The 26,960-nt window shown below is 71.3% G+C and carries 24 protein-coding genes, 1 pseudogene and 1 riboswitch; of the genes and pseudogenes, 19 read left to right on the top strand and 6 right to left on the bottom strand.

What is annotated here, in order from left to right:
• Nucleotides 1–136: 136 nt before the first annotated feature.
• Nucleotides 137–595: a thioesterase family protein gene (locus ABZ208_RS28665; RefSeq protein WP_356912339.1), complete on the top strand. Its 459-nt coding sequence runs from the start codon at nucleotides 137–139 to the stop codon at nucleotides 593–595.
• Here ABZ208_RS28665 and ABZ208_RS28660 read toward each other — a convergent pair.
• Nucleotides 555–1,769 (bottom strand): MFS transporter, encoded by a 1,215-nt coding sequence (locus tag ABZ208_RS28660; protein ID WP_356912338.1) that lies wholly within the window; start codon nucleotides 1,767–1,769, stop codon nucleotides 555–557. The genes ABZ208_RS28665 and ABZ208_RS28660 overlap by 41 nt on opposite strands.
• 90 nt (nucleotides 1,770–1,859) lie before the next feature.
• Here ABZ208_RS28660 and ABZ208_RS28655 point away from each other — a divergent pair, with 90 nt between their 5' ends.
• Nucleotides 1,860–3,032: an ROK family transcriptional regulator gene (locus ABZ208_RS28655; protein ID WP_356912337.1), complete on the top strand. Its 1,173-nt coding sequence runs from the start codon at nucleotides 1,860–1,862 to the stop codon at nucleotides 3,030–3,032.
• A 538-nt stretch (nucleotides 3,033–3,570) separates the two neighbouring features.
• Here ABZ208_RS28655 and ABZ208_RS28650 read toward each other — a convergent pair.
• Nucleotides 3,571–5,940, bottom strand: coding sequence for a chitinase C-terminal domain-containing protein (locus ABZ208_RS28650; RefSeq protein ID WP_356912336.1), 2,370 nt, complete (start codon nucleotides 5,938–5,940; stop codon nucleotides 3,571–3,573).
• A 299-nt stretch (nucleotides 5,941–6,239) separates the two neighbouring features.
• Nucleotides 6,240–6,370: riboswitch (FMN riboswitch) on the top strand.
• Between the two features lie 152 nt (nucleotides 6,371–6,522).
• Between ABZ208_RS28650 and ribD the strand changes: the two genes are divergently transcribed.
• From ribD to ABZ208_RS28600, 10 genes are all read left to right on the top strand, one after another.
• Nucleotides 6,523–7,599 carry a bifunctional diaminohydroxyphosphoribosylaminopyrimidine deaminase/5-amino-6-(5-phosphoribosylamino)uracil reductase RibD gene (gene ribD / locus ABZ208_RS28645; RefSeq protein WP_356912335.1) on the top strand — a complete coding sequence of 359 codons (1,077 nt, stop codon included), beginning with the start codon at nucleotides 6,523–6,525 and terminating at the stop codon, nucleotides 7,597–7,599.
• Complete coding sequence (locus ABZ208_RS28640) at nucleotides 7,600–8,208, top strand: riboflavin synthase (protein ID WP_356912334.1); 609 nt, start codon at nucleotides 7,600–7,602, stop codon at nucleotides 8,206–8,208.
• Between the two features lie 5 nt (nucleotides 8,209–8,213).
• The gene (locus ABZ208_RS28635) at nucleotides 8,214–8,855 is read left to right on the top strand and encodes a nicotinamide mononucleotide transporter family protein (RefSeq protein WP_356912349.1); all 642 of its coding nucleotides are present in this window, start codon (nucleotides 8,214–8,216) and stop codon (nucleotides 8,853–8,855) included.
• Complete coding sequence (locus ABZ208_RS28630) at nucleotides 8,852–10,165, top strand: bifunctional 3,4-dihydroxy-2-butanone-4-phosphate synthase/GTP cyclohydrolase II (RefSeq protein ID WP_356912333.1); 1,314 nt, start codon at nucleotides 8,852–8,854, stop codon at nucleotides 10,163–10,165. Before ABZ208_RS28635 ends, ABZ208_RS28630 begins: the two co-directional genes overlap by 4 nt.
• Nucleotides 10,166–10,227: 62 nt before the next feature.
• Nucleotides 10,228–10,713: a 6,7-dimethyl-8-ribityllumazine synthase gene (gene ribH, locus ABZ208_RS28625; RefSeq protein ID WP_328402938.1), complete on the top strand. Its 486-nt coding sequence runs from the start codon at nucleotides 10,228–10,230 to the stop codon at nucleotides 10,711–10,713.
• 33 nt (nucleotides 10,714–10,746) lie between these two features.
• Complete coding sequence (locus tag ABZ208_RS28620) at nucleotides 10,747–11,019, top strand: phosphoribosyl-ATP diphosphatase (protein WP_147990811.1); 273 nt, start codon at nucleotides 10,747–10,749, stop codon at nucleotides 11,017–11,019.
• Nucleotides 11,020–11,068: 49 nt separating this feature from the next.
• A complete protein-coding gene (hisG, locus tag ABZ208_RS28615; protein WP_356912332.1) occupies nucleotides 11,069–11,917 on the top strand; it encodes an ATP phosphoribosyltransferase in 849 nt (282 codons plus the stop codon).
• Between the two features lie 16 nt (nucleotides 11,918–11,933).
• Entirely contained in the window at nucleotides 11,934–12,392 is a 459-nt protein-coding gene (locus tag ABZ208_RS28610) for a PH domain-containing protein (RefSeq protein WP_356912331.1), read from the top strand.
• Nucleotides 12,393–12,578: 186 nt separating this feature from the next.
• On the top strand, nucleotides 12,579–13,919 hold the full coding sequence (locus ABZ208_RS28605; RefSeq protein WP_356912330.1) for a hemolysin family protein: 1,341 nt from the start codon (nucleotides 12,579–12,581) through the stop codon (nucleotides 13,917–13,919).
• Nucleotides 13,916–15,001, top strand: coding sequence for a hemolysin family protein (locus ABZ208_RS28600; RefSeq protein WP_356912329.1), 1,086 nt, complete (start codon nucleotides 13,916–13,918; stop codon nucleotides 14,999–15,001). The genes ABZ208_RS28605 and ABZ208_RS28600 overlap by 4 nt, the downstream gene beginning before the upstream one ends.
• 15 nt (nucleotides 15,002–15,016) lie before the next feature.
• On the opposite strand, the gene ABZ208_RS28595 is transcribed toward ABZ208_RS28600, so the two are convergent.
• Together ABZ208_RS28595 and ABZ208_RS28590 are read right to left on the bottom strand one after the other, a co-directional pair.
• On the bottom strand, nucleotides 15,017–16,915 hold the full coding sequence (locus ABZ208_RS28595; protein WP_356912328.1) for an AAA family ATPase: 1,899 nt from the start codon (nucleotides 16,913–16,915) through the stop codon (nucleotides 15,017–15,019).
• A 394-nt stretch (nucleotides 16,916–17,309) separates the two neighbouring features.
• On the bottom strand, nucleotides 17,310–17,921 hold the full coding sequence (locus ABZ208_RS28590) for a hypothetical protein (RefSeq protein ID WP_356912327.1): 612 nt from the start codon (nucleotides 17,919–17,921) through the stop codon (nucleotides 17,310–17,312).
• Nucleotides 17,922–18,097: 176 nt separating this feature from the next.
• Between ABZ208_RS28590 and ABZ208_RS28585 the strand changes: the two genes are divergently transcribed.
• The 3 genes from ABZ208_RS28585 to ABZ208_RS28575 all read left to right on the top strand — a co-directional run bounded on the left by ABZ208_RS28585 (nucleotide 18,098) and on the right by ABZ208_RS28575 (nucleotide 21,258).
• The gene (locus tag ABZ208_RS28585; protein WP_356912326.1) at nucleotides 18,098–19,462 is read left to right on the top strand and encodes a peptidase C39 family protein; all 1,365 of its coding nucleotides are present in this window, start codon (nucleotides 18,098–18,100) and stop codon (nucleotides 19,460–19,462) included.
• Between the two features lie 116 nt (nucleotides 19,463–19,578).
• Complete coding sequence (locus ABZ208_RS28580) at nucleotides 19,579–19,734, top strand: SCO1431 family membrane protein (protein WP_356912325.1); 156 nt, start codon at nucleotides 19,579–19,581, stop codon at nucleotides 19,732–19,734.
• Nucleotides 19,735–20,085: 351 nt separating this feature from the next.
• The gene (locus ABZ208_RS28575; protein ID WP_356912324.1) at nucleotides 20,086–21,258 is read left to right on the top strand and encodes an acyl-CoA dehydrogenase family protein; all 1,173 of its coding nucleotides are present in this window, start codon (nucleotides 20,086–20,088) and stop codon (nucleotides 21,256–21,258) included.
• On the opposite strand, the pseudogene ABZ208_RS28570 reads toward ABZ208_RS28575, so the two are convergent.
• Together ABZ208_RS28570 and ABZ208_RS28565 are read right to left on the bottom strand one after the other, a co-directional pair.
• Nucleotides 21,221–21,443: pseudogene (locus ABZ208_RS28570) on the bottom strand (hypothetical protein). The gene ABZ208_RS28575 and the pseudogene ABZ208_RS28570 overlap by 38 nt on opposite strands.
• Before the next feature lie 239 nt (nucleotides 21,444–21,682).
• Entirely contained in the window at nucleotides 21,683–22,087 is a 405-nt protein-coding gene (locus ABZ208_RS28565) for a hypothetical protein (RefSeq protein WP_328402960.1), read from the bottom strand.
• A gap of 237 nt (nucleotides 22,088–22,324) precedes the next feature.
• On the opposite strand from ABZ208_RS28565, the gene ABZ208_RS28560 reads away from it, so the two are divergent.
• The 4 genes from ABZ208_RS28560 to fxsA all read left to right on the top strand — a co-directional run bounded on the left by ABZ208_RS28560 (nucleotide 22,325) and on the right by fxsA (nucleotide 26,410).
• A complete protein-coding gene (locus ABZ208_RS28560) occupies nucleotides 22,325–22,765 on the top strand; it encodes an Lrp/AsnC family transcriptional regulator (RefSeq protein WP_328402962.1) in 441 nt (146 codons plus the stop codon).
• Between the two features lie 9 nt (nucleotides 22,766–22,774).
• A complete protein-coding gene (locus tag ABZ208_RS28555; RefSeq protein ID WP_356912323.1) occupies nucleotides 22,775–24,400 on the top strand; it encodes an amidohydrolase in 1,626 nt (541 codons plus the stop codon).
• Nucleotides 24,401–24,954: 554 nt separating this feature from the next.
• Nucleotides 24,955–25,782 carry a polyprenol monophosphomannose synthase gene (locus ABZ208_RS28550; RefSeq protein ID WP_356912322.1) on the top strand — a complete coding sequence of 276 codons (828 nt, stop codon included), beginning with the start codon at nucleotides 24,955–24,957 and terminating at the stop codon, nucleotides 25,780–25,782.
• A 46-nt stretch (nucleotides 25,783–25,828) separates the two neighbouring features.
• Nucleotides 25,829–26,410: an FxsA family membrane protein gene (gene fxsA, locus ABZ208_RS28545; RefSeq protein ID WP_356912321.1), complete on the top strand. Its 582-nt coding sequence runs from the start codon at nucleotides 25,829–25,831 to the stop codon at nucleotides 26,408–26,410.
• The last annotated feature ends 550 nt before the right edge of the window (nucleotides 26,411–26,960 follow it).

Raw genomic sequence — 26,960 nt, 5'->3', positions numbered from 1 at the left:
GGCGGCGGGCGGAGCGGACAGCCCGATCGCCGACCGGACGAGCCCGCCCGAAGGGGGACCTGAGCGACTGCTTAGGATAGTTCCGGCCGACTGCTTTACGCCGGCAACTTGGCCAGCGCCCTCAGGAGCCCCGACCGTGACCACCCGCGCCATGTCCGTCCCCGCCGTCGAGTACGGCGTCCTCGTTCCCGTGGTCGTCCACTTCGACGACCTCGACGCACTCGGCCTGCTGCACAACGCCCGCTACCCGCTGATGGTCGAGCGGGCCTGGGTGACGCACTGGCAGGAGCGCGGATTCAGCTTCGAGGGCGACTGGGCCGCGGCGGGTGACGCCTGCAACGCGGTACGGGAGCTGCGGATCGGCTATGAGCTCCCCGTGAACCGGACGGGGGAGTACGCGGTGCACCTGTGGCTGGACCGGCTCGGCCGCACCGGGCTGACGTACGGCTTCCGTTTCTGCTCGGCGGACGGCGCCGTCACCTATGCGCAAGGCGCACGGGTCCTGGTCCGGCTGGATCCGGGCACCCTGCGCCCCGCCCCGTGGAGCGAGGCATTCAGGGACGCGGGTCAGGGACTGCTGCGTCCGCAGGACTGACCGTCGCGCTCTCCCGACCCGCCGTACGCAGCACCCCCGCGCCGGCCACGAGGCCGCAGGCGAGCGCCGTCACCAGGGCGAACGAGACCACCAGGCTGGTCGCGTCGGCCACCGCCCCGATCGCCGAGGGGGCGATCAGGCCGGAGGTGTAGGTGATGGTGGCGACACCGGCGATCGCCTGGCTCGGGTGGGGGCCGCTGCGCCCGGCGGCCGCGAAGGCGAGCGGGACGACGACGGCGACACCCAGCCCGATGAGGGCGAAGCCCAGCATCGCGACCGCCGGATGCCGGGCCGCGACCACCAGCAATCCGCCCGCCGTCGCCATCACACCGCCCACCCGCACCGTGCGCACCGGGCCGAAACGGTCCACGATCCGGTCGCCCGCGAGCCGGGCCACCGCCATGGTCAGTGCGAAGGCCGTGGTCGACGCGGCCGCGATGCCCGGGGAGGTGCCGAGGATGTCGCGCAGATAGACCGCCGACCAGTCCAGACTCGCGCCCTCCGCGAACACGGCGCAGAACCCGACGGCCCCGATGACCAGCGCAGACCTGGGCGGCAGCGTGAAGCGCGGCGGCGCCTCCTGGTCGGGTGTGCTCCGCAGGTCCCGGACGCCCTGGCAGGCGATCAGCCCGAGCACGGTCAGGGTGAGCGCGGCGAGTACGTGGTGCAGCCGGGCATCGCTGCCCAGATGGGCGGCGAGTGTCCCGCCCGCCGAACCGATGAGGGCGCCCGCGCTCCACATGCCGTGCAGTGAAGACATGATCGAGCGGTCGAGACGGTTCTCGATCTCCACGCCCAGCGCGTTCATCGCCACGTCCGACATGCCCGCGGTCGCGCCGAAGACGAAGAGTGCGGTGCACAGCGTGAGCAGGTTCGGGGCGAAGGACGGCAGGATGAGGGACAGGGTCCACAGGGCCAGCAGCCCCCGCAGCGCCGTGCGCGCGCCGTACCGGTGACTGATCGCCCCGGCCAGCGGCATCGCCACGGAGGCGCCGAGTGCGGGGAAGGCGAGGGCGAGGCCGAGCTGCCCGGCGCTTGCTCCCGCATGATCCTGGATCCAGGGAATGCGGGTGGCGAAGCTTCCGGTGACGGCCCCGTGCACACAGAAGACCGCGGCCACTGCGACGCGGGCGCGCTTCAACTGCCGAAGGCCGACGATCGGTTCGTGAGCCATGCGTATGTCCCTCCCCGGAGAATCCGGGGTTAAACTATCAGGAACCCTGCCTGATAGATAGCGTGGGCGCTCGTCTGGAAGGATTCGGCCATGCCCGCATCCCCGAGTACCGCCCGGGTCATCAACGACCGGCTCGCCCTCGAACTCCTCCAGCAGGAGGGCCCGTTGACGGCAGGCCAGCTCAAGACCATGACCGGCCTGTCCCGGCCCACCGTCGCCGACCTGGTGGAACGGCTCCAGGTCTCCGGGCTCGTCCGGGTCGTCGGGGAGTCGGGCTCGGAGCGGCGCGGCCCCAACGCCCGGCTGTACGGGATCGTCGCCGACCGCGCGCATCTGGCGGCGCTCGACGTACGGACCCGGAGCGTGACCGTCGTCGTCGCCGATCTGCTCGGCACGACGCTTGCCGAAGCCACCATGCCCATCGGCAGCGACACCGGCACCGAGCCCGCCGTGGAGCGCGCCGCGGCGCTGCTCGAACGCGCGGTGCGGGAAGCAGGCGCGGAGCGGCTGCACAGTGTCGGTGTCGGCGCCCCCGGCCTGATCGACCCGGCCAGCGGCGAACTGCGCCACACCTCCGGGCTGCCCGCCTGGCACCGCAGCCTGGTCGCCGTGCTGCAGGACCGGCTGCCGGCGCGGGTCGTCGTCGAGAACGAGACCAACCTGGCGGCCGTCGCCGAGCAGCGCCTGGGCGCCGCGCGTGACCGGGACACCTTCGCGTTCCTGTGGCTGGGTGCCGGGGTGGGCGCCGGGCTGGTCCTGGACGGGCAGCTGCGCCGGGGGGCTTCGGGCGGTGCGGGCGAGATCGGGTTCCTTCCCGTGCCGGGCACAGCGGGGGTGCCGTCGGCCGTCGACTGCGACGGGGGATTCCACTCGCTGGCCGGATCGGCGGCGATCTGCGCGCTGGCCGCGCAGTACGGGGTCGGTGTGCCGACGGGGGCGCGGGAGCCCGTGGCGGCGGACGTCGTCGCGTCCGCCGTCGCCGACGGCCGTGAGGACTTCCTGACGGCACTCGCCGACCGGCTGGCCCTCGGGGCGGCGGCGGTCGCCGCGGTGCTCGATCCGGGCTGCGTCGTTCTCGGCGGAGAGGTGGGGCACGCGGGCGGCACGGAACTGGCGACGCGGGTGGAGGCACGCCTGGCCGCACTCTCGCCGCTGCGTACGGAGGTGCGGGCGGGGGCGCTGGGCGGCTCGGCGGTTCTCAGCGGCGCGCTGCTGATCGCCCGCGAGACGGCCCAGAAGGACCTCTTCGCTCCGAGCGCGTAGGGGTACCCGGGCTGCGGCACCTGGGGCCCCTGCCGGGGGCGCTGGGCCGTGGCACGATCCGGGCGGGCCCGTGCCGGGTCGTACGGCCCGGCGGGGACGCGCAGGGGTCGTGTCCGGGACGTGAGGCGTCGTAGGTCTTGAGCGGGGCAGGTCCCGGGAGAGCAGTCCCGGCCACGAGCCCCGGAACGCCCAACCTCACGCGCACCGGCCGGGCCACGCCCGGGAGCGTCCCCCCCCGGCGTCGCAACCCGCCCAAGGGCACCGCCCCGGAGCGGCCCGACGCCGGTCACGAGAACCGGGCGCAGCACGAGAACCCAGGCCGCCTCCAGGGCGCCACGGACACCGACTTGGCCACGCCCCGGGAAACGTCACCCCTGCCCGCGGCCCGGGCCGGCCAAGCCCGGGATGCCACGACCCGCCCGAGGGCGTCGCACCAAGGCACCGCGCTCGGCCCGAATGGGCAGACCGGTCCGCAGTCCGCCCGAGGGCCCGGCGGCGGCAAGGGCCGGATCGCGCCGCCGGGCTGTCACGGGAGGGGTCAGCAGGCTCCCAGGTCCTGCCACACACCCCACTCACCGGTAGTACCGGGCTCCTCGCCCTTCGTCCACCACTTGGACTTCCAGTTGTGCGAGGCGTGCGACACAGTCATGCCGCCGGCGTACTCGCTCGCCGCGTTCCATGCCGGCGCCGCGCACTGCCCGGTGCCGCCGCTGCCCGTGGCACTCGGCGAGGGCGAGGGGCCCGTCGACGTGCTGGGCGACGGCGTCGGCGATGGGGACGGACCCGAGCCGGGCTCCACGATCGTCGTACCGCGGGCCAGGTCACCGGCGAGTGCGTACGTCTTCCCGCCGAACGTCACGGTCCAGTTGGAGGGGGTCGACACCGGCAGGTAGTACACGAAGTCCAGCTCGACCGAGGCACCCGGCGCCAGCGTCTGCCAGGCCGGCAGTTTCAGCGAGACTCGGTGGTAGTCGCCCTTCAGCCCGCCCACATTGGTGCCGGTGTGGTCGCTGCGGATGACCGTTGTGCCGAACCCGGACTGGTCCTTGGCGTTCCCCGGCGCCGAAGAGCCGTAGTCGAACCGGAACTCCGTACCCCCGGGCAGCGTCGCCGTCGTGGTGTTCGTGATCTTCAGCTTGGGGCTGATCGGGTAGTTGGAGTCGCCGAGCGGGAACTGCCCGAACTCGACGTCGATCGCGACCGCTTCGGCCGGCAGGGTGGTCGTCGCGCGCGTCGCGCCGTACGGAGCCGCCGTCTTGAACGCGTCGTACATGGCCGTGGTGAGCGTGTCGCCCATCTCGTACTGGCCCTTGGCGGCGTTCCAGTCGTAGTCGCCCGCCAGCTCCCAGATCATGGTGCCGCCGATGCCCTTGTCCACCACGTAGTCGGCCTTGGCGCTCACCGACTGCTCGTCCTCGGTCGACAGGAAGACCTTCTTCTGGGCGTTCCACAGCCACGGTGCCACCAGCGTCGCGTCGTACTTGCGGACGTACGTACCCGTCAGCGCGGCACCGGCCGGGAAGCCGTACGCCGTGACGTAGTCGCCGACGACACCCTTCTCCAGGTTCTTGGCGTGCCACATCGGGTTGGATCCGGCCGGGGACTCGTTGCCCGCGGTGTCCTTGTCGTGCCAGAGGTTGTCGATGCCGACGGCCCCGTCCCCGCACCTGGTCAGACCCGCGCCGGCCGGACAGGTGGTCGAAGGCGCCTTGCCCCACAGCCCGTCCGTGCCGCCCTGGACGTTCTTGAAGCCCCGCGTGTAGTACGGAAGGCCGATGTTGATCCGGCCCGCCGGCATCGATCCGCGGAAGTAGTGGTACGCCCAGTCGGTGTTGAGGTAGCCGATCCCGCCGTACTGGGACGTGGAGTAGACGCCCGCCGCGGCCAGTTCGCCGTCCTTGCCGTCGTCGAACAGAGAGGCGTTGGGCCCGACGTACTCGTTCCAGGCGCCGTGCAGGTCGTACGACATGATGTTGACGTAGTCCAGGTACTTCTGGACCTGGAAGGTCTCCATGCCGCGCAGCAGATAGCCGGACGACGGCGCCGCCACGGTCAGCATGTAGTGCTTGCCGTCGCTCGCCCCGGCCCGGTCGAGCTTCTCGCGCAGGGTCTTCATCAGCGCCGCGTAGCCCTTGGCGAGACCCGCCCGGCGGGCGTTGGAGACCGAGTGGTCCAGCGGGTTGCCCGCGTCCTTCATCGAGGTCGGGTACTCGTAGTCGATGTCGACTCCGTTGAAGCCGTACTTCTTGATGAAGGCGACGGCCGAGTCCGCGAAGGTGTCGATGCCGGCCTGGTTCACCGAGCCGTCGGCGTTGGTCGCCGTCGAGTAGAACCCGCCGGAGGCGACCCGGGTGCCGTTGCCGTCGAAGTAGCCGCCGGTCTCCGCCCAGCCGCCGACCGAGATCAGCGTCTTCACCTGCGGGTGCTGTTTCTTGAATTTGTTCAGCAGATTGAAGTGACCCTTGTACGTGTACGCCGGGTCCATCTCGGCCCCGGCCACCCCGGGCCATGTCATCCCGGTCGCCGCGTTGTCGGCGCCGTCCGCGCCGACCGACAGTTGGTTGGCCGAATCGATGTGTCCGAAGGCGTAGTTGATGTGGGTGACCTTGTCCCACGGGATGTCGGAGGCGAGGTAGGCGGGGGTGCCGTCCTTTCCGGTACGCCAGCCGGTGAAGTAGCCGATGACGCGCCGCTGATGGTCGGCGCCCATCTTCTCGCGGCCCTCGGTGTCGTAGACGGAGCAGTAGGGAACGTTCACGCCCGGGGTCGCGTACAGCCCGTCGGGGCGACAGGACTCCTGGCTTGCGGCGTGCGATACGCCTGACGAGAGCGCGCCGGCCAGCAGCGAGGCGGCAGTTGCCGCGCCGACCGCGAGCAGCGAGGCTCTGGTACGGGTGGGGGACAGCACGATCGTTCTCCTCCTGGTGGGGGTCCCGCTGCACCCCGCCAGGGGGCGCAGGGGGGTTCGGCCTCGCACAACTGGCATGGGGATGGTGCGGGTTGGCCTACGGGCGTGCGCACGCCCGCGGCGTGATCCGCGGAGGTGTCGCAGAGATTAAGAGGACTAGACCAGTGCGTCAATAGGTCTGGACCATTCCGCAGGTGGAAGCGTTTTTCGGCCACTCCGTACGCTGTCTGTGAGCCAGTCCACAGCCATCACCTGCATGGCCGAGCGCCGGGCGTGGCACACTTGCCCTGTATCAGCAGCAGCGCACTCCGGGGTCGGTGCAATTCCGAACCGGCGGTTACAGTCCGCGACCCGTCCGCAGCCAGCGGCCGGTTGACCAGGTGAAATTCCTGGACCGACGGTTAAAGTCCGGATGGGAGGCAGTGCGCGGCGGGTGACCCTTGTGGTCCGCCGGCCGTCTGTGGCCGATCGTCCTCAGCGACGACCGGTTCTGTCGGTCCCGGCGTTGCCATGAGGTGTTTCTCCGCTCTCTGTCGTCATCGACAGCCCCGGAGTCCGTGCCCGAAGAGGCAGGAGGACCCGGTGGCCACCGCAGCCGAATCGAACGCCATGCGCCGAGCCATCGCGCTCGCCGCCCGCGGACTCGGCTTCACCAGCCCCAACCCGGTCGTCGGGTGCGTCATCACCGACGCCTCCGGACAGCCCGTCGGCGAGGGCTTCCACCAGCGCGCCGGCGGCCCCCATGCCGAGGTCCACGCCCTGCGCGCCGCAGGCGAGCGTGCCCGCGGCGGCACCGCGTACGTCTCCCTCGAACCCTGCAACCACACCGGGCGCACCGGCCCCTGCGCCCAGGCACTTGCCGACGCCGGGGTCGCCCGCGTCGTGTACGCGGTCGGCGACCCGAATCCGCAGGCCACCGGCGGTGCCGACACTCTGCGCGCAGCCGGCGCAGAGGTCGAGCAGGGCCTGCTCGCCGACGAGGCAGAGGCCGGCAACATCGCCTGGCTCACCTCCGTACGCCTCGGGCGCCCCTATGTCCTGTGGAAGTACGCCGCCACCCTCGACGGCCGTATCGCCGCCGCCGACGGCACCAGCCGCTGGATCAGCTCGCCCGAGTCCCGCGCCGACGTCCACCGGCTGCGCGCCGAGGCCGACGCGGTCGTCGTCGGCTCCGGCACCGCCCGCGCGGACGACCCGCACCTGGCCGTGCGCGGCATCGACGGCGCCGTCCAGCCACTGCGGGTCGTCGTCGACACCGAAGCCGCCGCCGTCAGGCCCGGCGCGCGCGTCCTCGACGATGCCGCACCGACCCTGATCGCGGTCGCGGAGGACGCCGACACCGCTCTTCCGGACGTCGTGCGGCTGCCGCGGACGGCCACGGGCCTGTCGGTACCCGCCTTGCTGGCCGAGCTCCATGGGCGCGGCATCCGCTCCGTGCTCCTCGAGGGCGGCCCGACCCTCGCCGGCGCCTTCGTCGCCGCGGGCGCCGTCGACAGGGTCGTCGGCTATCTCGCCCCCGTACTCCTCGGTGAGGGCCCCGCCGTCCTCGCCCACGCAGGAATCACCACCATCACCGCGGCGTTGCGGCTCGACGTCACCGAGACCGTCCGTATCGGCCCCGATCTGCGGATCACCGCGACCGTCCCCAAGGGAGCTTGAGTGTTCACCGGAATTGTCGAAGAACTGGGTGAGGTCACCGCCATCGAGGACCTCGGCGACTCCTCGCGCTTCCGACTGCGCGGACCTGTCGTCACCGAGGGCGCGAAGCACGGCGACTCCATCGCCGTCAACGGTGTCTGCCTCACCGTCGTGGAGTTCGGCGACGGCGAGTTCACCGCCGACGTGATGGCCGAGACCCTGAACCGCTCCAGCCTCGGTGCCCTGCGGACCGGCGCGCGCGTCAACCTCGAGCGCCCCATGGCTGTCGGCGACCGGCTGGGCGGTCACATCGTCCAGGGCCATGTCGACGGCACCGGCACCATCGTCGCGCGCAAGCCGTCGGAGAACTGGGAGATCGTCACGATCTCCCTTCCCTCCGACCTCACTCGATACGTCGTCGAGAAGGGCTCGATCACGGTTGACGGCGTCAGCCTCACCGTCGTCGACGCCGGCCCCGACCACTTCACGATCAGCCTCATCCCCACCACCCTCGCCCTGACCACGCTGGGCATCAAGCAGCCCGGCGACCCGGTCAACCTCGAGGTCGACGTCATCGCCAAGTACGTCGAGCGGCTGCTCGGCGCCGACGCCAGGGAGAGCACGAAGTGAGCGGTCTGTCCTGGCTCAACTCGGAGGCCTTCACGGTCCTCGGGCAGCACATCAAGTGGTCCGACATGACCGGCAACACGATCGGACTGATCGCGCTCGCGCTCGGCTGGCGGCGCTCGGTGTGGACCTGGCCCGTGCAGTTCGTCTCCGGTCTCGTCCTCTTCACCGCCTTTGCCTCCCACCTGACCGGCAGCGCCGGCAAGCAGGTCGTGGTGATGGCCGTGGCCGCGTGGGGCTGGTGGCAGTGGACCCACGGCCGGAAGCAGGCCGAGGACGGGGCGATCGCCGTCCGCTTCGCCACCTGGCGCGAGCGCGGTGTCATGGCGGGCGCAGCCCTCCTCGGCACCCTCGCCGTCGGCGGCCTGTTCACCGCGTACCCGTCGCTGTCCTGGGACGCCTGGCCCGACGCGTACATCTTCGTCGGCACCCTCGTCGCGATGTACGCCCAGGCACGCGGCATGGTCGAGTTCTGGTTCGCATGGCTGCTCGTCGACCTGGTCGGCGTACCCCTGAACTTCGCCAACGGCTATGCCTTCTCCGGTTTCGTCTATGTGATCTACGGCGCGCTCGTCCTGTGGGGCATGCGCGACTGGTGGCAGCGCTCCCGCCGGAGCGCCGAGCCCTCCCTGGAAGGAGCACCGGCATGACTGCCCTGCCCGCGTGGTACTCCGCCGACAGCGCCGAGGACCTCTCGCTCGACCCTGTCGAGCAGGCCATCCGCGACATCGCCGCCGGCCGGCCCGTGGTGGTCGTCGACGACGAGGACCGCGAGAACGAGGGCGACCTCGTCATCGCAGCGGAGAAGGCGACCCCCGAGGTCATCGCCTTCATGATGAGCGAATGCCGCGGTCTGATCTGCGCGCCCATGGAGGGCGACGAGCTGGACCGGCTCGAGCTCCCGCAGATGGTCGAGCGCAACACCGAGTCCATGCAGACGGCCTTCACCGTCTCGGTCGACGCGGGCCCGGCCCACGGCGTGACCACCGGTATCTCCGCCGCCGACCGCGCCACGACACTGCGGCTGCTCGCCGACGGGAAGTCCGAGGCCACCGACTTCGTACGCCCCGGCCACATCTTCCCGCTGCGCGCCAAGCCCGGCGGCGTACTGGTCCGCAACGGCCACACCGAGGCCGCGGTCGACCTGGCCCGGCTGGCCGGGCTGCGCCCCGCAGGCGCCATCGTGGAGATCGCCGGCGAGGACGGCGTCATGCTGCGCCTGCCCGAGCTGGTGCCCTTCGCCCGCAAGCACGGCCTGACGATCATCTCCATCGAGGACCTGATCGCCTACCGGCGCAGCTCCGAGCCGACGGTGAAGCGTGAGGCGGAGGTGAACCTGCCCACCTCCTTCGGCCGGTTCACCGCCTACGGCTACCGCTCCACCACCGACGGCATCGAGCATGTCGCGCTCGTCCACGGCGACATCGGCGACGGCGAGGACCTGCTCGTGCGCGTCCACTCCGAGTGCCTGACCGGCGACATCTTCCACTCGCTGCGCTGCGACTGCGGCCCCCAGCTGCAGGCCTCCATGCAGCACATCACCGAGGCCGGACGGGGAATCGTCGTCTATCTGCGCGGTCATGAGGGACGCGGCATCGGACTGATGTCCAAGCTGCGCGCGTACGAACTCCAGGAGCGCGGCCGCGACACCCTGGACGCCAATCTCGAGCTCGGCCTGCCCGCCGACGCACGCGACTACGCGGCGGGCGCGCAGATCCTCGATGACCTCGGCGTGCGCAGCGTCCGGCTGATGACGAACAACCCCGACAAGGTCTCCGCGCTCGTGCGGTTCGGCATCACCGTCCTCGGCCGTGAACCGATGCCCGTCCAGGCGGGCGAGCACAACCTCCGGTATCTGCGTACCAAGCGCGACCGGATGGGACACGACCTGCCCTGGCTCGACTCCCCCTCGCTCCGCCGGGGGGACCCCCACGCAGCGTCGACCTGCGGCAACCAGTAATCCAGCAAGCAGTAAGTCAGCAATTCAGCAAGCTGCACGTCAGCAAGCGGCTAGGGAGAAAAATGAGCGGCAAGGGTGCACCCGAACTGTCCGTACGCAACTGCGGCGACCTGCGGGTGGCGGTGATCGCGGCCCAGTGGCACGAGAAGGTCATGGACGGCCTCGTCGACGGCGCCCTGCGCGCACTGCACGAGCTCGGTATCGACGAGCCGACGCTGCTGCGCGTCCCCGGCAGCTTCGAGCTCCCCGTGGTGGCCAAAGTGCTGGCCGGCCGCGGCTACGACGCCATCGTCGCGCTCGGCGTCGTCATCCGCGGCGGCACACCGCACTTCGACTATGTGTGCCAGGGCGTCACCCAGGGCCTGACCCAGGTCAGCATCGACACCGGCGTCCCCATCGGCTTCGGTGTGCTCACCTGCGACACCGAGGAGCAGGCCCTGGACCGCGCCGGAATCGAGGGCTCGAACGAGGACAAGGGCCATGAGGCGGTCACCGCCGCCGTCGCCACCGCGGCCACGCTGCGTTCAGTATCTGAACCCTGGCGCTGAGCAGAAGCCACTTCCGCGTAGGGTGGGACCACCATGTCCAAGAAGACGTTCGAGGAGCTCTTCGCCGAGCTCCAGCACAAGGCCGCCACCGGCGATCCCGCCACCTCCCGTACCGCCGAACTGGTGGACAAGGGCGTCCATGCCATCGGCAAGAAGGTCGTCGAGGAGGCCGCCGAGGTGTGGATGGCCGCCGAGTACGAGGGCAAGGAAGCCGCCGCCGAAGAGATCTCCCAGCTGCTCTACCACGTCCAGGTGATGATGGTCGCGCGCGGGATCTCCCTCGACGACGTCTACGCCCACCTCTGAGTCCAGCCCCGCTCCGCACGTACACACGCGAACAAAGGAAGCCTGTCTCATGCTGCGCATCGCCGTCCCCAACAAGGGTTCACTGTCCGGACCTGCGTCGGCGATGCTCCATGAGGCCGGTTACCAGCAGCGCAAGGAGTCGAAAGAGCTCGTGCTCGTCGACCCGGTGAACGAGGTCGAGTTCTTCTACCTGCGCCCGCGTGACATCGCGATCTACGTGAGCTCCGGACGGCTCGACATCGGCATCACCGGCCGCGATCTTCTGCTCGACTCCGGTGCCAACGCCGAGGAGATCCTCGAGCTCGGCTTCGCGCGCTCCACCTTCCGCTACGCCACCAAGCCCGGCACCGCCAAGGGCGTCGAGGACTTCGGCGGCATGACGATCGCCACCTCCTACGAGGGCATCGTCGCCAAGCACCTCGCCGACAACGGCATCGACGCCTCGGTCGTCCACCTCGACGGCGCCGTCGAGACCTCCATCGACCTCGGCGTCGCCCAGGTCATCGCCGATGTCGTCGAGACCGGCACCAGCCTGCGCAACGCGGGTCTCGAGGTCATCGGCGAGCCGATCCTCGACTCCCAGGCCGTCGTCATCCGGCGCACGGGCGCGAACGGCGAGGACCCCAAGGTGCAGCAGTTCCTGCGGCGCCTCCAGGGAGTCCTGGTCGCCCGCAGCTACGTGATGATGGACTACGACTGCCGGGTCGAGCACCTGGAGCAGGCGGTGGCCCTCACCCCGGGCCTCGAGTCCCCGACGATCTCCCCGTTGCACCACGAGGGCTGGGTCGCGGTCCGCTCCATGGTGGCGGCCAAGGAAGCCCAGCGCATCATGGACGATCTGTACGACCTCGGCGCCCGGGCCATCCTGACCACGGCCATCCACGCGTGCCGGCTCTGAAGGACACTCGACCCGCATGTCTGCTCAAGCACCCCGACTCCCCGCGCTCCCGGTCACGTTCAGGCCGACCCGGACCCGGATCGTCCTGCTGACCGTGGGCTCGGTGATGTGCGCCGTCCTCATCTCGGTGACTCTGCTGCTCGACCGGCTCAGTGCGCCCGAGCGGGTGAGCTTCATCTTCACCGCGCTGCTGTTCTTCGGCGTGCTGGCACTGCTGAGCCGGCCCAAGGTCGTCGCCGACGAGGACGGTGTCACCGTCGTCAACCTGACGCGGACGCGCCGCCTCGCGTGGCCGGAGATCGTCCGCGTCAATCTGCGCCCGGGCGACCCATGGGTGTTCCTCGATCTCAGCGACGGCACCAGCCTGCCCGTGCTCGGCATTCAGCCGGGCATCGCCAAGGCACATGCCATCAGCGACGCCCGCGCGCTGCGCGCCCTCGCCGAGACCCGCGGCACCCGACCGGACGAGGTCTAGGTCACCTCCTCTGCCCGACCCGGCCGAAGCCCTATTACTCTGGTGGCGGCGGCGCCGAGTGCGCCGCCGCCCCCCGGCCACGCGGCCCCCGGCCGTGGGGCACCTGCGAACCGAGGAGTGACTGACTCCGGCAATGGACGGATCGTCCGGTAGTACCTGCGCCGCCCCCTCCCAGGAGGCGGCGGCATGATCGTTCCCCTACTGCTGCTTGCCGCAGCGTTCCTGCTGATCCTCGCCAACGGCTTCTTCGTGGCAGCCGAGTTCGGCCTGGTCACGGTGGAACGCCCCGAGGCCGAGCGTGCAGCGGCCGAAGGCGACCGGCGCGCCGGTCGCGTGGTCACCGCGCTGAAGGAGCTGTCGTTCCAGCTCTCCGGCACCCAGCTCGGCATCACCATCACCTCACTCGTGGTCGGCATGCTCGCCGAGCCCGCGCTCGCCCAGTTGCTGGACGGGCCGCTGACCGCCACCGGGCTGCCCGAAGGAGCCGTGTCCGGGGTGGCGGTGATCATCGGCATGCTGCTCGCCTCCGCCGTCCAGATGGTGATCGGGGAGCTCGTTCCCAAGAACTGGGCGGTGTCCCGGCCGTTGCAGGTCGCGCGCTTCGTCGCCGGCCCGCAGCACCGTTTCTCCACCCTCTTCCGCCCGGTCATCACCCTGCTCAACGCCACCGCCAACCGCCTCGTACGGATGTTCGGCGTCGAGCCCGCCGAGGAGCTGGCCTCCGCCCGTACCCCGGGCGAGCTGGTGGCACTGGCCCGTCACTCGGCGCGGGCCGGAACCCTGGAGCAGGACACCGCGGACCTCTTCGTGCGCACCCTGTCGCTGGGCCATCTCACCGCCCAGCACGTGATGACCCCGCGGGTGAAGGTGAGCGCCCTGCAGTCCGACGCCACCGCCGCCGATGTCCTCAACCTGACCCGGGCGACCGGCCTCTCGCGCTTCCCGGTCTACCGGGAGCGCATCGACGAGATCGTCGGCATGCTGCACCTCAAGGACGCACTCGCGGTTCCCGTGGCCGAACGGCTGCGCACCCGCGTCGACCGGATCGCGGTCCCGCCGCTGTTGGTGCCCGAGACCCTGCCGGTGCAGCAGCTGCTGGAGCGGCTGCGCAGCGAACAGCCCATAGCCGTCGTCGTCGACGAGTACGGCGGCACCGCCGGCGTGGTAACCCTCGAGGACATCGTCGAGGAGCTCGTCGGCGAGGTCCGCGACGAGCACGACGCCGAGACGGACGCACGGCCGGAACTGGCACCGGTGGCCCCGGAGGACGGCAGGCCCGCCTGGGAGGCCGACGGCAGCTGCCGGGTGCTCACCCTGCGCCGGATAGGACTCGAGGTGCCCGACGGTCCCTACGAGACCGTGGCCGGCCTCGTGGCCGATCTGCTGGGCCGTATCCCCGCCCCCGGCGACCGGGCCGAACTCCCCGGCTGGCGGCTCTCGGTCCGCCAGGTGGAGCGCTACCGCGCCGAGCGGGTGCGGCTGGTGCGCACCGCGGATGTGCCGGTCATGACGGAGGCCGCGCGATGAGCGTCCTGCAACTGCTGTTCGCCCTGCTGCTGGTGCTGGCGAATGGATTCTTCGTCGGCGCCGAGTTCGCTCTCGTGTCCGTACGCCGCAGCCAGATCGACCCGCTGGCCGCGGCGGGATCCGGACGGGCCCGCCAGGTGCTGCACGGACTGGAGAACCTGCCGCAGATGATGGCGGCCGCCCAGTTCGGCATCACCATCTGCTCCCTGACCCTCGGCGCGGTGGCCGAGCCGACCGTCGCGCATCTGCTTGAGCCGGTCTTCCACGCCGCCCGTGTGCCGGAGGGACTCGTTCATCCGCTCGGCTATGTCATCGCCCTGGCCGTGGTGGTCTTCCTCCATCTCGTCGTCGGCGAGATGCTGCCGAAGAACCTGGCGATGGCCGCACCGGAGAAGACCGCGCTGTGGCTCAGCCCGGGCCTCGTCGGCTTCGCCCGCCTGTGCCGCCCGGTCACCACGGCGCTCGGTGCCTGTGCCCGGCTGGTGCTGCGGGTCTTCGGCGTCGAGCCGAAGGACGAGGTGGAGGCGGTCTTCACCAGCGAGCAGCTCAACCGGCTCGTCGAGGACGCGGGCCAGGCGGGCCTCCTCGAGCCCGCCGAGCAGGAGCGCCTCGAGGACGCGCTCGAACTGGGCAGCCGCCCGGTGAGCGATGTGCTCATCGCCCGCTCGGCCCTCGTGACCGTGCCCCCCTCGGTCACGCCCCGGCAGATGGAGGAGCTGACAGTACGCACCGGCTACTCGCGCTTTCCGGTCTGCTCCCAGGACGTGGACGGGCCCTTCATGGGCTATCTGCACGTCAAGGACGTGCTGGACCTGGAGGAGCGGGAGCGGGCGGTGCCTCAGCACATCTGGCGGCCGATGGCGACGCTCCGGGCCGAACTGCCCCTGGACGACGCCCTCACCGTGATGCGCCGTGCGGCCACCCATCTCGCCCAGGTCTCTGACGCGTCGGGACGTGTGCTCGGCCTGGTGGCGCTGGAGGACGTACTGGAGATGCTGGTCGGCGAGGTCCGTGATCCGGCCCACCGGCTCACCGGGCCCAGGGCACCGCGGAGCGCACCGGACACGGCCCTCGTCAGCTGACCTGCCGGGAACGGATCAGCCGAGGGGAGGATCCTGCGGGCCGCGACCCGTCGGACCGCGGCCCGACAGGACCTCCCCGTACGCCTGCATCAGATCGGGCAGCCGCAGCGTCGAGAGGTCCTCGCGGTTGGGCGTCCCCGGATAGGTCGACAGCCGCAGATCCCGGTACGCACAGCTCTTCTCGTACAGAGTGCGCAGGAAGCGGCCGTTGCCCAGCTCGTCGATCCAGCCCTGGTCGACGACATGGCCGCTGATGGACCGCAGCTCGTCGCGTGCCTCGTCGTCCCACATGTCGCCGTTCTCGGCCGCGAGCACCTCGCCGATCGCCGTGAGCTCCAGCGGACGGTACGAGGGGAAGTCGACCCGGGTGGTGAAGCGCGACGACAGACCGGGGTTGGCCGCCAGAAGGCGGTCCATCCCTTCGGGATAGCCGGCCAGTATGACGACCAGATGGTCACGGTTGTCCTCGGCCCGCTTGAGCAGCACCTGCAGGGCCTCGTCGCCGTACGCGTCGCCCTTGCTGTAACCGGAGTTGGACAGGCTGTACGCCTCGTCCACGAAGAGCACCCCGCCGAGCGCCGAGTCGATCAGCTCATTGGCCTTGACCGCCGTCTGCCCGAGGAACTCGCCCACCAGATCGGCCCGTTGCGCCTCCACCAGATGGTCGCCGCCGAGCAGCCCGAGCGCGTAGAAGACCCGGCCCAGAATCCTGGCCACGGTCGTCTTGCCGGTGCCGGACGGCCCCGAGAAGACGAAGTGGCGCTTGGGCGGTTGCACCGGCAGGCCCTGCCCGGCCCGCAGCCGGGCCATCTCCAGCTGCGCGGACAATGCCCTGACCTGCCGTTTCACCGGCTCCAGGCCGACCATGCGCTCCAGCTCGTCCAGCGCCTGTGCCAGCAGCACCGGGTCGGTGGGGCCGGCCGGGAACGGCGGGGGAGCGGCCTGGGAGGGAACGGCCGCCTTGTGCCGCAAGGCGTCGGGCGGCAGGGGCGGCGGCCCCGCATCGGGCAGCGGGGAGAGCGCATCACCGCCGAGGCGCGGCTCGGACGCGAGCGGTCCCTCGCTCTCGGCCTGGGCGTCCGCGGCATCCTGGCCGACGCCGGCCAGCGTCACGGTGGCCAGGCCCACCGACTCGTCGTACCCGTCGAGCCCGTCGTACTCGGCGATCGCCGCAAGCCGTGCGGAGGTGTCCATGAAAGCCGGGTCGATCTTGTGCACCGCCCGGTAGAGCGGCAGCGCGGCGGCGCTGCGGCCGGTGCCCTCGTGCGCCCGCGCCAGCCAGTACCGCAGCTCCTTGCGCTGAGGCTGTTCGCTGCGGCAGCGCATCAGCGCGGCGGACAGCAGCGGCTCCGCCTGCCCGTACATCTCCAGTCGCACCCGCGCCATCCCGCCGAACAGGCCGGCCTCGACGCCCAGCAGCGGATCGTTGACCAGCGGCTCGGTGTGGCGCACCAGCTGCTCCCAGTCCTTGACCAGATAGGCCCGGCAGGCGTGCAGAAAACGCACCTGGGGGTCCGTGTCGACCGGGGGCAGGGCGGCCAGCGCACGGTCCAGCTCGGCCACATGGCGGCCGTCGAGCCAGTGGGAGGCGTGGGCGAGCAGCAGATCGCGCGGGCTCTCCAGCACCGGCTGGACCCACCAGCCCAGCCAGTACCAGGAGTTGAGGGTGCGGCGGTGACGGGCCCGCTGTTCACCGAACCGTTCCCGGTTGCGGTACATGCGCAGCAGCGCGGTGGTGGTGTCGACGCGCAGCGCATGCAGCCCGAGCCAGGCGTCGGCCATCCCGGGGTCCAGTCGTACAGCCGTCCGGAATTCCTCCTCGGCCTGCGGGTACGCGCCCATGGTGCAGGCGTCCACGCCGCGCACCCAGGCAATGTCGGCCGGTGACTGCACGCCCTGCGTGCCGACGTTCATAGGGTCCCCCCCACTCCCCCCACAAGCCGTGCACCAGTGTTGTCACGTCTGGTGGCGCCCTTCGGCAGGGTGGGCAACCACCAAGCCGTGGACGGGAATTGACCCACCGGGGTGCATCGTACCCGCGCAGAGGGTGGCGATTAAGGGCGTCGCGAGGACCTGGCAACGGTGACCCAGGGTGAGCGAATGGGGTCTGCTGCGCTGCGAGGCGAAGGGGGAGGGCAGAACGAAGCCCCCGATCACGGGGGAACAACCGGGGGCTTCGCGTCTGCGGCGGCTACGAAAGCCGCACATTGAGAACGTAAGACCTGTAAGCCCCGTCGGTCAAGCAGAGTTGAGGCACTCTTGAGCCAGAATTCCGACTGCTCGGTATGTCCGGGGATTTCCCATAACTCTACGTGATGATTCGGTTCGATCGCGGAGTCCCAGCAGGTCCGCGGCGCCACTCGTACCCCTCTCGGCACTCACGCACCACCGTGTCGGCGAACGGGCGCGAAGGGTCCGTCGAGAAATGGCGCGTCTCCGCCGCTGTCCACTCGTCCCAGAAGTCGCTCAGTGCCGCGCCGTCCCGCGCCCTGCCGCGGGCCCAGGACTCCTCGGCGCCCCGTTCCATCCACAGCAGCCACGCGAGATGAGGGCGCAGCGCCCGCCGGCCCGCCCCCACCCCCTCCACCAGGACGACCGGTGAGGCCTCGAGACGCCGTGCAGCTCCGAAGGCGCGCAGATTCCAGTCGTACGGGCGATACAGCGCGGCCCGGCCCGTTGACAGCGGTGCGATCACCTCGGCGAGCATCCGGCCGGTCCACTGAAACAGCTCCTCGTGGGTGGCCAGATCGTCCAGATGCACCACCGGCGCCGGTTCGCCGCCGCCGACTGCCGCCGCGAGCCGCGTGGCGAAGGTGCTCTTGCCCGATCCGGCGTGGCCGTCCACCGCGATCAGCCGAACCGGCCCGCAGGAGGGGGCGAGGGAACGCAGCCGCGCGGCCTGCCGGTCGAGGTCGTCCATGGCGACACCCTACGAGGGTGCCGCGTCCTGCCGCAGGTCACTCCCCTGCGCCCTGCGTGAGGCCGCCAGTGGACAAGACCAATATTGGTGGCGCGACGCGGCGTGGAAGAGCTGGCAGAAGTCCCTGCGGGGCGGGGATAGTTGCCCCCACTGCCGCGCACCTGACTGGGGGCTCCATGGCCGGACCGACTTCGCGCAGAACCGTCCTGGGCGCCGCCGTCGCGGCAGCCGCGAGTGCGGGGGCGCTGACCTCCCTGAGCGGCGCGGCCGCCGCCCCGCCGTCCTCGGGCCGGGCGAAGGCGCCCGCACCGCTGATCGACAACCACTTCTGGTCCTCCTACACCGACTGGCGCTCCGGCGGTGCGGCCGGGACGAAGGCCGTCGCCGGCCGTCGGCCCGGTGTGGTGATCGCCGCCCCGGCAGGCCTCACCGAATACACCGACCCGCACACGGGCACCAAGGCGAGCTGGGAGTACGCCGCCTGGATCTCGCCGGTGCACCGCTCGCCGGTTCCCGCCACCGAGGTCATCGCCTCCTGGAACGCCCACACGCCCGCCGGCACCTGGCTCCAGGTCGAGCTGGGCGGCACCTACTCCGACGGCACACGGACGCCGTGGTTCGTGATGGGCCGCTGGGCCGCGGGCGACGGGGACATCCGCCGTACCTCGGTCGACGACCAGAGCGACGGCAGGGCGACCGTCTGGACCGACACGTTCTCGATCGACGACGCTGCGAGCGGGCTGAGACTGACGACCTACCAGCTGCGGCTCACCCTCTACCGCAAACCCGGGACCAAGCTCACGCCGACCGTGTGGCGGCTCGGCGCGATGGCATCCGACGTCCCGGACCGCTTCTCGGTGCCCGCATCGGTCCCGGCCGGCCCGGCGCGTGAACTGCCCGTGCCGCGGTACTCGCAGAACACGCATGTCGGCCAGTACCCCGAGTACGACAACGGCGGCGAGGCCTGGTGCAGCCCGACCTCCTCACAGATGATCATCGAGTACTGGGGACGCAGGCCCTCCGCGGCGGACCTGGCCTGGGTGAACCCGGACTTCGTGGACCCGCAGGTGTGCCACGCGGCCCGGTTCACCTTCGACCACCAGTACGAAGGCTGCGGCAACTGGCCGTTCAACGCCGCCTACGCCGCCACCTACCCGGACATGAACGCCGTGGTCACCCGGCTCTCGTCGCTCACCGACCTGGAGAACCTGGTCAGAGCAGGGATCCCGGCCATAACGTCCCAGTCCTTCCTCAAGGAGGAGCTGACGGGCGCGGGCTACGGAACCGCCGGGCATCTGATGGCGGTGATCGGCTTCACCGCCGACGGCGATGTGATCGCGAACGACCCGGCGTCGCCCGGCAACGCGGCCGTGCGACGCGTCTACCGGCGCGCCGAATGGGAGACGATCTGGCTGCGCACCAAGCGCTACAACGCGAGCGGCAAGGTGGTCTCCGGCACAGGTGGCGTCTGTTATCTCTACTGGCCCGACCAGCCGACCGCCGCCCAGCGCCGGGCGCTGGCCGCCGTCGGCATCCGCTGAGCAAGGGCCGGCCCCCGGTCAGAGACGCAGGTCACTGCCCGGGGGCCGTATCCCTGGCACTGTGGTGCGGTCACCGGGGGGGCGACCATCAGCCGGACGACCGAACGAGAACCGCCATGACTTCGACCGCAGCAGCAGCCGCCATGGACCGCGCCGAGAGCCGTACCCGTACCGGTGGCCCCGGCGACGGCCCCAAGGTCCTCGAGCACATCCTCGGCTGGACCCTCGTCATGGTTCTCGCCATGCTCGTCACCCAGATCGGCCTGGTCTAGGCCGGCGCGACCGGGTGGTGGCTCGCCGAACGGGGCCGCTGCTGTCCGGGACCACGCCGCAGGGTTGCCCTCGGGCTTGCGGATCCAAGGCGGGCACCGAAGGACCGGACCGGTCGATCAATGGTGCGGACCAACCACCGATTCCGTTTCCATGGCAGTCCCACCCCGTCCGGCAGGACTGCGGGCACCTCGTGACGGACGCCCGCCGATCGGGCATACTCAACGCGCCACAGCCGCCAACCAGCCGCTTTCGTGATCCGGAAGGGCAGCATCGGCCTGGCAGAAGATCGGCGGCGCGCCCACACCCTGTGCGTGCCTGCCGCAGCGCCCGACAGGGAGGAGAGCGCCGCAATGCCCGACCGCGCCCCGCAGCCGGTGGACCGTCAACTGCCCACCGAGGAGGCCAGGGATCTGATCACGCTGGTCCGCGACATCGTCCAGCGGGAGATCGCCCCCCGCGCGGCCGAGGAGGAGGACGCCGGGCACTTTCCGCGCGAGGTCTTCTCGCTGCTGTCAGCCGCCGGACTGCTGGGTCTGCCGTACGACTCCGAGTACGGCGGCGGCGACCAGCCGTACGAGGTGTACCTCCAGGTGCTCGAAGAGCTCGCCGCGGCGCGGCTCACCGTCGGCCTCGGTGTCAGCGTCCACTCGCTCTCCTGCCACGCCCTGGCCGGATACGGCACCAAGGAGCAGCAAGCCGAGCACCTTCCCGCGATGCTCGGCGGGGGCCTGCTCGGCGCCTACTGCCTGTCCGAGCCCGCTTCGGGGTCCGATGCGGCGTCACTGCGCACCAAGGCGGTCCGTGACGGCGACGACTGGGTCATCACCGGCACCAAGGCGTGGATCACCCACGGCGGTGTGGCCGACTTCTGCACGGTCATGGCCCGCACCGGGGGCGAGGGAGCGAAGGGCATCACCGCCTTCCTGGTCCCGGGCGACGCGCCGGGCCTGAACGCGGCGGTACCCGAGAAGAAGATGGGCATGAAGGGTTCGCCCACCGCGCAGCTCCACTTCGACGGTGTCCGTGTCCCCGACTCCCGCCGCCTCGGCGAGGAGGGCCAGGGCTTCGCGATCGCTCTGTCGGCGCTGGACTCGGGCCGTCTCGGGATCGCCGCCTGCGCCATCGGTGTCGCCCAGGCCGCCCTGGACGAGGCACTCGCCTACGCCACCGGCCGCCGGCAGTTCGGCCGTCCCATCGCGGACTTCCAGGGACTGCGCTTCATGCTCGCCGACATGGCCACCCGGATAGAGGCGGGGCGCGCCCTGTATCTCGCCGCGGCGCGGCTGCGGGACGCGGGCAAGCCGTTCTCCCGGCAGGCCGCGATGGCCAAGCTGTTCTGCACGGACGCGGCGATGAGCGTGACCACCGACGCGGTCCAGGTGCTGGGTGGCTACGGCTACACCCAGGACTTCCCGGCCGAGCGCTATATGCGGGAGGCCAAGGTGCTGCAGATCGTGGAGGGCACCAACCAGATCCAGCGCATGGTCATCGCCCGTCACCTCGCGGGGCCCGAAACGCGCTGATCCGTCCGTAGCTGATCCGCCCGCCTGAACACGGGCGTGAACGTCACAGGCGCCGCGAGCCTGCTCCACTCGGGGTCGCGGCGCCCGGGCAGGGTTCTGCCGTGGCTGGCCCAGAGCTGGAGCAGTTCCCGGTAGATGGGCGGATCGGCCGGATGGTAAACCGATTCTGCGCGCGCCGTAGGCAAAGGCGCAGGTGGGGGAACCGGCGGAGCCGGTGCGGCAGGACCGGGAGCAGGCGGGGCCGACGGAGCCGGCATCACCAGCCGCCGGCGACGCTGACCGGTCGTGGAGTACACCAGGGTCATGACTGGCCAACGGCTGCACCCCGGACCGGGTTACCGGTGCGGGAAATCGCGCGCCAGTGCACGGGCTACCCGGCACGGCCGGAGAGGGCGGATCCCCGGCCGGCCACCGTGCTGCGGGATCAGGCAGCGCGCCGCATACGCGGCACCTTCACGGGACGCGAACCCGGACCGCCGACGTGCGAGAAGGGCTGCATCCGCCAGTCGAGGCCCTGAGGAAGCGTCAACAGCAGGGCGGTGTCCTGCTCCTGGAGTTCCAGCGACTCATCGGCGGGCCGGGCCTCGGCGGCCGGCCGGCCGGTGCCGGCGCACACGGTCAGCCCGAAGGGGTTCCACGGCGTGGGGCACAGCGCGTGCTCCGGGAGCACGTCCTCGTCCGCGAGCAACGCGATCGGCTGTGCACAGTCCGGGCAGACCACCCGGAACATCTCGAAGGTGTCGTACGCGTCCAGCTCGTCGATATCGGCCAGTTCCGCCAGATCGACAGGCTCCGGTTCAGTACGTCCGGTGTTCTTAAGGCTCTGCATGGAGAATCTCCCCCTCGGATGGGCCGAGCAGACACGTGTGGCCTCGACCACACCAAGCACTTCCCATCGCGCCGGGTGGGTAACCGCGAGGTCACGACGGAGCCGGCGGCAACCCTGTGGCATTCGTCACATGACTTCCCCCTGCGGCCCTGCGGCCGTGGGAGGTGCCCCGGCCGGTGCCCTCTCGGGGCTTTCGGAGACTGTGCCGGAAGCGACCTGGGGCAATAAGTTGACCGCATGGAGGAGCTGGATCGTCAGATCGTGGAATTGCTCGTCAAGGACGGGCGGATGAGCTACACCGACCTGGGCAAGGCCACGGGCCTGTCCACCTCGGCGGTGCATCAGCGCGTCCGCCGCCTGGAGCAGCGGGGCGTCATCCGCGGCTATGCCGCCGTCGTCGACCCCGAGTCGGTGGGGCTGCCGCTCACCGCGTTCATCTCGGTGAAACCCTTCGACCCCAGCGCTCCCGACGACATCGCCGAACGGCTCGCCGGCGTCCCCGAGATCGAGGCCTGTCACAGCGTGGCCGGCGACGAGAACTACATCCTCAAGGTGCGCGTTTCCACCCCGCACGAGCTGGAGGAACTGCTGAGCCGCATCCGCTCCCTGTCCGGGGTGTCCACCCGCACCACCGTCGTGCTGTCCACCCCGTACGAGGCACGTCCGCCGCGTATCTAGGCTGGTCCCATGACCGAGAGCACCGCCCCCCAGAGCGAACACCGCACCGTGCTGCTGCGCGGCGGCGAAGTCCACAGCCCCGCCGACCCTTTCGCCACCGCGATGGTCGTCGAGAAGGGACATGTCGCCTGGGTGGGATCCGAAGGCGCGGCCGACGCCTTCGCCGCCGGGGTCGACGAGGTGATCGACCTGGGAGGCGCCCTGGTCACCCCGGCCTTCACGGACGCGCATGTCCACACCACGGCGACCGGACTGGCCCTCACCGGCCTCGATCTGTCCGGCGCCGCCTCGCTCGCCGAGGCGGCCGCTCTCGTACGGGAGTACGCGGCGGCCCGCCCCGGTGACCGGGTGCTGATCGGCCACGGCTGGGACGCCTCCCGCTGGCCCGAGCGGCAGCCGCCGCGCCGCGCCGACCTCGACGAAGCCACCGGCGGGCGGCCGCTCTACCTGACCCGCATCGACGTCCACTCCGCCGTCGTCACCACGGCCCTGCTGGATCTGGTGCCCGGCATCCGGTCGATGACCGGCTTCCGGGACGGCGAGCCGCTCACGGGCGACGCCCACCACGCCGTGCGTGCGGCCGCCTATGGCGGGCTCTCCCCGCTGCAGCGCACCGAGGCACAGCGCGCCGCGCTGCGCCACGCCGCCTCGCTCGGCGTCGGAACCGTCCATGAGTGCGGCGGGCCCGACATCTCCTCCGAGGACGATTTCACCGGCCTGCTGAGGCTGGCGGCCGACGAGCCGGGTCCGCGGGTCGTCGGCTACTGGGCCGACCTGGACGTCGAGCGTGCGCGGGCCCTGGGGGCCCTGGGGGCGGCAGGGGACCTCTTCGTCGACGGTTCACTCGGCTCGCACACGGCCTGCCTCCACGAGCCGTATGCCGACGCGGCACACAACGGCACAGCCCGTCTCGACGCGGCGGCCGTCGCGGAGCATGTCATCGCCTGTACCGAGGCCGGGCTCCAGGCGGGCTTCCATGCGATCGGCGACGCGGCGGTCACCTCCGTGGCCGAGGGGATGAAGGCCGCCGCCGAAAAGCTCGGCCTGTCCCGCGTCCGCGCTGCCCGACACCGGGTCGAGCACGCCGAAATGCTCACGCCCGAAACCATCGCCGCCTTCGTGGAGTTCGGCCTCACCGCCTCTGTGCAACCCGCCTTCGACGCCGCCTGGGGCGGGGAGGCGGGCATGTACGCCGAGCGCCTCGGCGCCGCGCGGGCCCGCACCCTGAACCCGTACGCGGCGCTTCTGCGGGCCGGCGTTCCTCTGGCTTTCGGCTCGGACAGTCCCGTGACTCCGCTCGACCCGTGGGGCACCGTCCGTGCGGCCGCGTTCCACCGCACACCCGAGCACCGGGTGTCGGCGCGGGCCGCTTTCACCGCCCACACCCGGGGCGGCTGGCGCGCCGTCGGCCGTGACGACGCCGGGGTGCTCGTGCCCGGAGCACCGGCCGACTATGCGGTCTGGCGCACCGACGAACTGGTGGTGCAGGCGCCCGACGACCGGGTCGCACGCTGGTCCACCGACCCCCGCTCCGGCACCCCTGGCCTGCCCGATCTCACTCCCGGGACCGAGCTGCCCGTCTGTCTGCGAACAGTGGTCCGCGGGCGCACCGTCTTCGCAACGCCGAACGGGTGACGTACGGACATTCCGCACCACGCGCCGGTGCGCGCCGAGCTCCGCCGCGACCTGCGGATCTTCGTCGCTGACCTGGTCGTTCGACTAATCCTCGCTGCTCGGGCGACTGTTGACAGCGAGCGCCCACCGGCCGGTAGGTTCGGCCGAGTCCACCACAGGACGTCCGTCCGGCAGACATTCCACGCAGTCGTCGACCGCCGCTGGGCCATGGGGTGGTGTGCCGCACCGGCGCACCACCACTGGGAGCCAGGTCCAGTGCTCGCGCCTCGGGGGCAGAGGGAAGGTTTCAGCCGTGCGGCAGGTGTGACCCGGGTAGGGCCCGGCGTTCAGTAGACAACGGCTCTCGGTCGACCCGCAGCCAGCGGGCGCCAGGTCGGCCCGAAGGACGCCGGGTCCGATCCGCTGCCGCACCCTGCCGCACCGCCCCCAAGGCCGCCGTCGGTCCTCTGCGTTCCGCCGCCCGGCCAGGGAGTCCGCCTCCGGTCCGTGCCGACGCAGACGCTCTCGACACGCTCGCTATGGTGGGGCTCTGTGCACGGACCGAAGGGGCAGCAGTGAACGACGGTGGTGGGGTTCCCCGTGGCGGAGTCCAGGAGCGGCGATACGGCCCGCTCGGCAAGGCCCTGGTGATCATCCCGACCTACAACGAGGCCGAGAACATCCAGGCGATCGTCTCCCGGGTGCGCGCCGCTGTGCCCGATGCCGACGTGCTCGTCGCCGATGACAACAGCCCCGACGGGACGGGCAAGTTCGCCGACGAGATTGCGGTCCAGGACGAGCAGGTGCACGTACTGCACCGCAAGGGCAAGGAGGGGCTCGGGGCGGCCTACCTCGCGGGCTTCGCCTGGGGCATCGAGCGCGGCTACGGCGTTCTGGTCGAGATGGACGCCGACGGCTCCCACCAGCCCGAAGAACTGCCCCGGCTGCTGACCGCGCTCAAGGGCGCCGACCTCGTCCTCGGCTCCCGCTGGGTTCCGGGCGGCCGGGTCGTCAACTGGCCCAAGCATCGCGAGTTCCTCTCCCGCGGCGGCAGCACCTACTCCCGCCTGCTGCTCGGTGTGCCCATCCGGGACGTCACCGGAGGCTTCCGGGCCTTCCGCGCCGAGACCCTCCAGGGGCTCGGCCTCACGGAGGTGGCCTCCCAGGGGTACTGCTTCCAGGTCGACCTGGCCCGCCGCGCGGTGGCCGCCGGCTACCACGTCGTCGAGGTACCCATCACCTTCGTCGAACGCGAACTCGGCGACTCCAAGATGAGCCGGGACATCGTTGTGGAAGCCCTGTGGCGGGTCACCGCGTGGGGAGTGGGGGATCGGGCGAACCGGCTGCTGGGCCGCAAATTCCTGTCAGGATCACCGGATTCCCGCTCTCCGCGATCTTCCTGATCACCCGCTTACGCCGATCGGCCGGCCGCCCAGGCACACTGGGGGCATGACGACCGGCACACCGCCCCGTACAGTCCCCAGGCGCTCTCGCGCCCGCACCTTCCTGCCGCTCGGCATCGCCGCCTGGCTGGTCCTGGAAATCTGGCTGCTGACCGTCGTGGCAGACGTGGCCGGTGGACTCACCGTCCTCGCCCTGCTGGTCGGCGCCGGAGTGCTCGGGGCCGTGGTGATCAAGGGGGCCGGACGCCGTGCGTTCACCAGCCTCACCGAGACACTCCAGCAGCAGACCGGCCAGGCCTCGCCCACGTCGGCCACCCCGGCCCGCAGCGAGGGCAACGGCTTTCTGATGCTCGGCGGACTGCTGCTGATGCTGCCCGGCCTGATCTCTGACGCGGTGGGGCTGCTCCTGCTGCTGAAGCCGGTCCGTGCCCGCCTCGGGCGATACACGGAGAAGTCGCTGGACCGCCGGATGAGCGCCGCATCGCCCGGCGGCTTCGGCGATGTCTTCCAGCAGGCGAGGATCCACCGGCCGGACGGCAAGATCGTCCAGGGCGAGGTCATCAGGAACGAGGAAGCGGCCGCGAGCCGCCACGAGGAGCAGGGCCCGAGGCCGCCGCTGACGCCCTGACCGCACGGGCGCGGCGGACCGCGAGGGCACATCCGCGGGACCGAACGGCGGCATCCGCCGCCGATCCGCCTGGGCAGGTGTGCTGCGTCCGGTCGGCGCTGTGGACGCGCACGCCGCCGGCGGCCGCCGGGCGGCGGCCCGGGGCATCGGTCGGCGGGGCTGCGTCCGATCGGCCCTGGCACATGCCGCGGGCGGCGAGCAGGCCGGGTCCGCCCGGGCAGGTGCTGCGTCCGGTCGGCCGTGGACACATGCCGCGGGCGGCGAGCAGGCCGGGTCCGCCCGGGCAGGTGTGCTGTGTCCGGCCGGCCGTGGACACATGCCGCGGGCGGCGAGCAGGCCGGGTCCGCCTGGGCAGGTGCTGCGTCCGGTCGGCGCCGTGGACGCGCACGCCGCCGGCAGTCGACCCGGGCGGCAGGCCGGGGGCATCCGCCGCCGGTCCACCTGGGTAGCTGCGCCGGTCGGCGCTGTGGACGCCCACGCCCGCGGCGGCCGCCCGTACGGGGCCGAGCGAGCGGCGGAATCCGACCGGCGGGGCCGCGCCGTCAGGTGC

Source organism: Streptomyces sp. NPDC006208 (genome assembly GCF_040613775.1).
In the GTDB taxonomy this organism is placed as follows: Bacteria; Actinomycetota; Actinomycetes; order Streptomycetales; family Streptomycetaceae; genus Streptomyces.
This window is presented reverse-complemented; position numbering and strand designations above follow the sequence as displayed.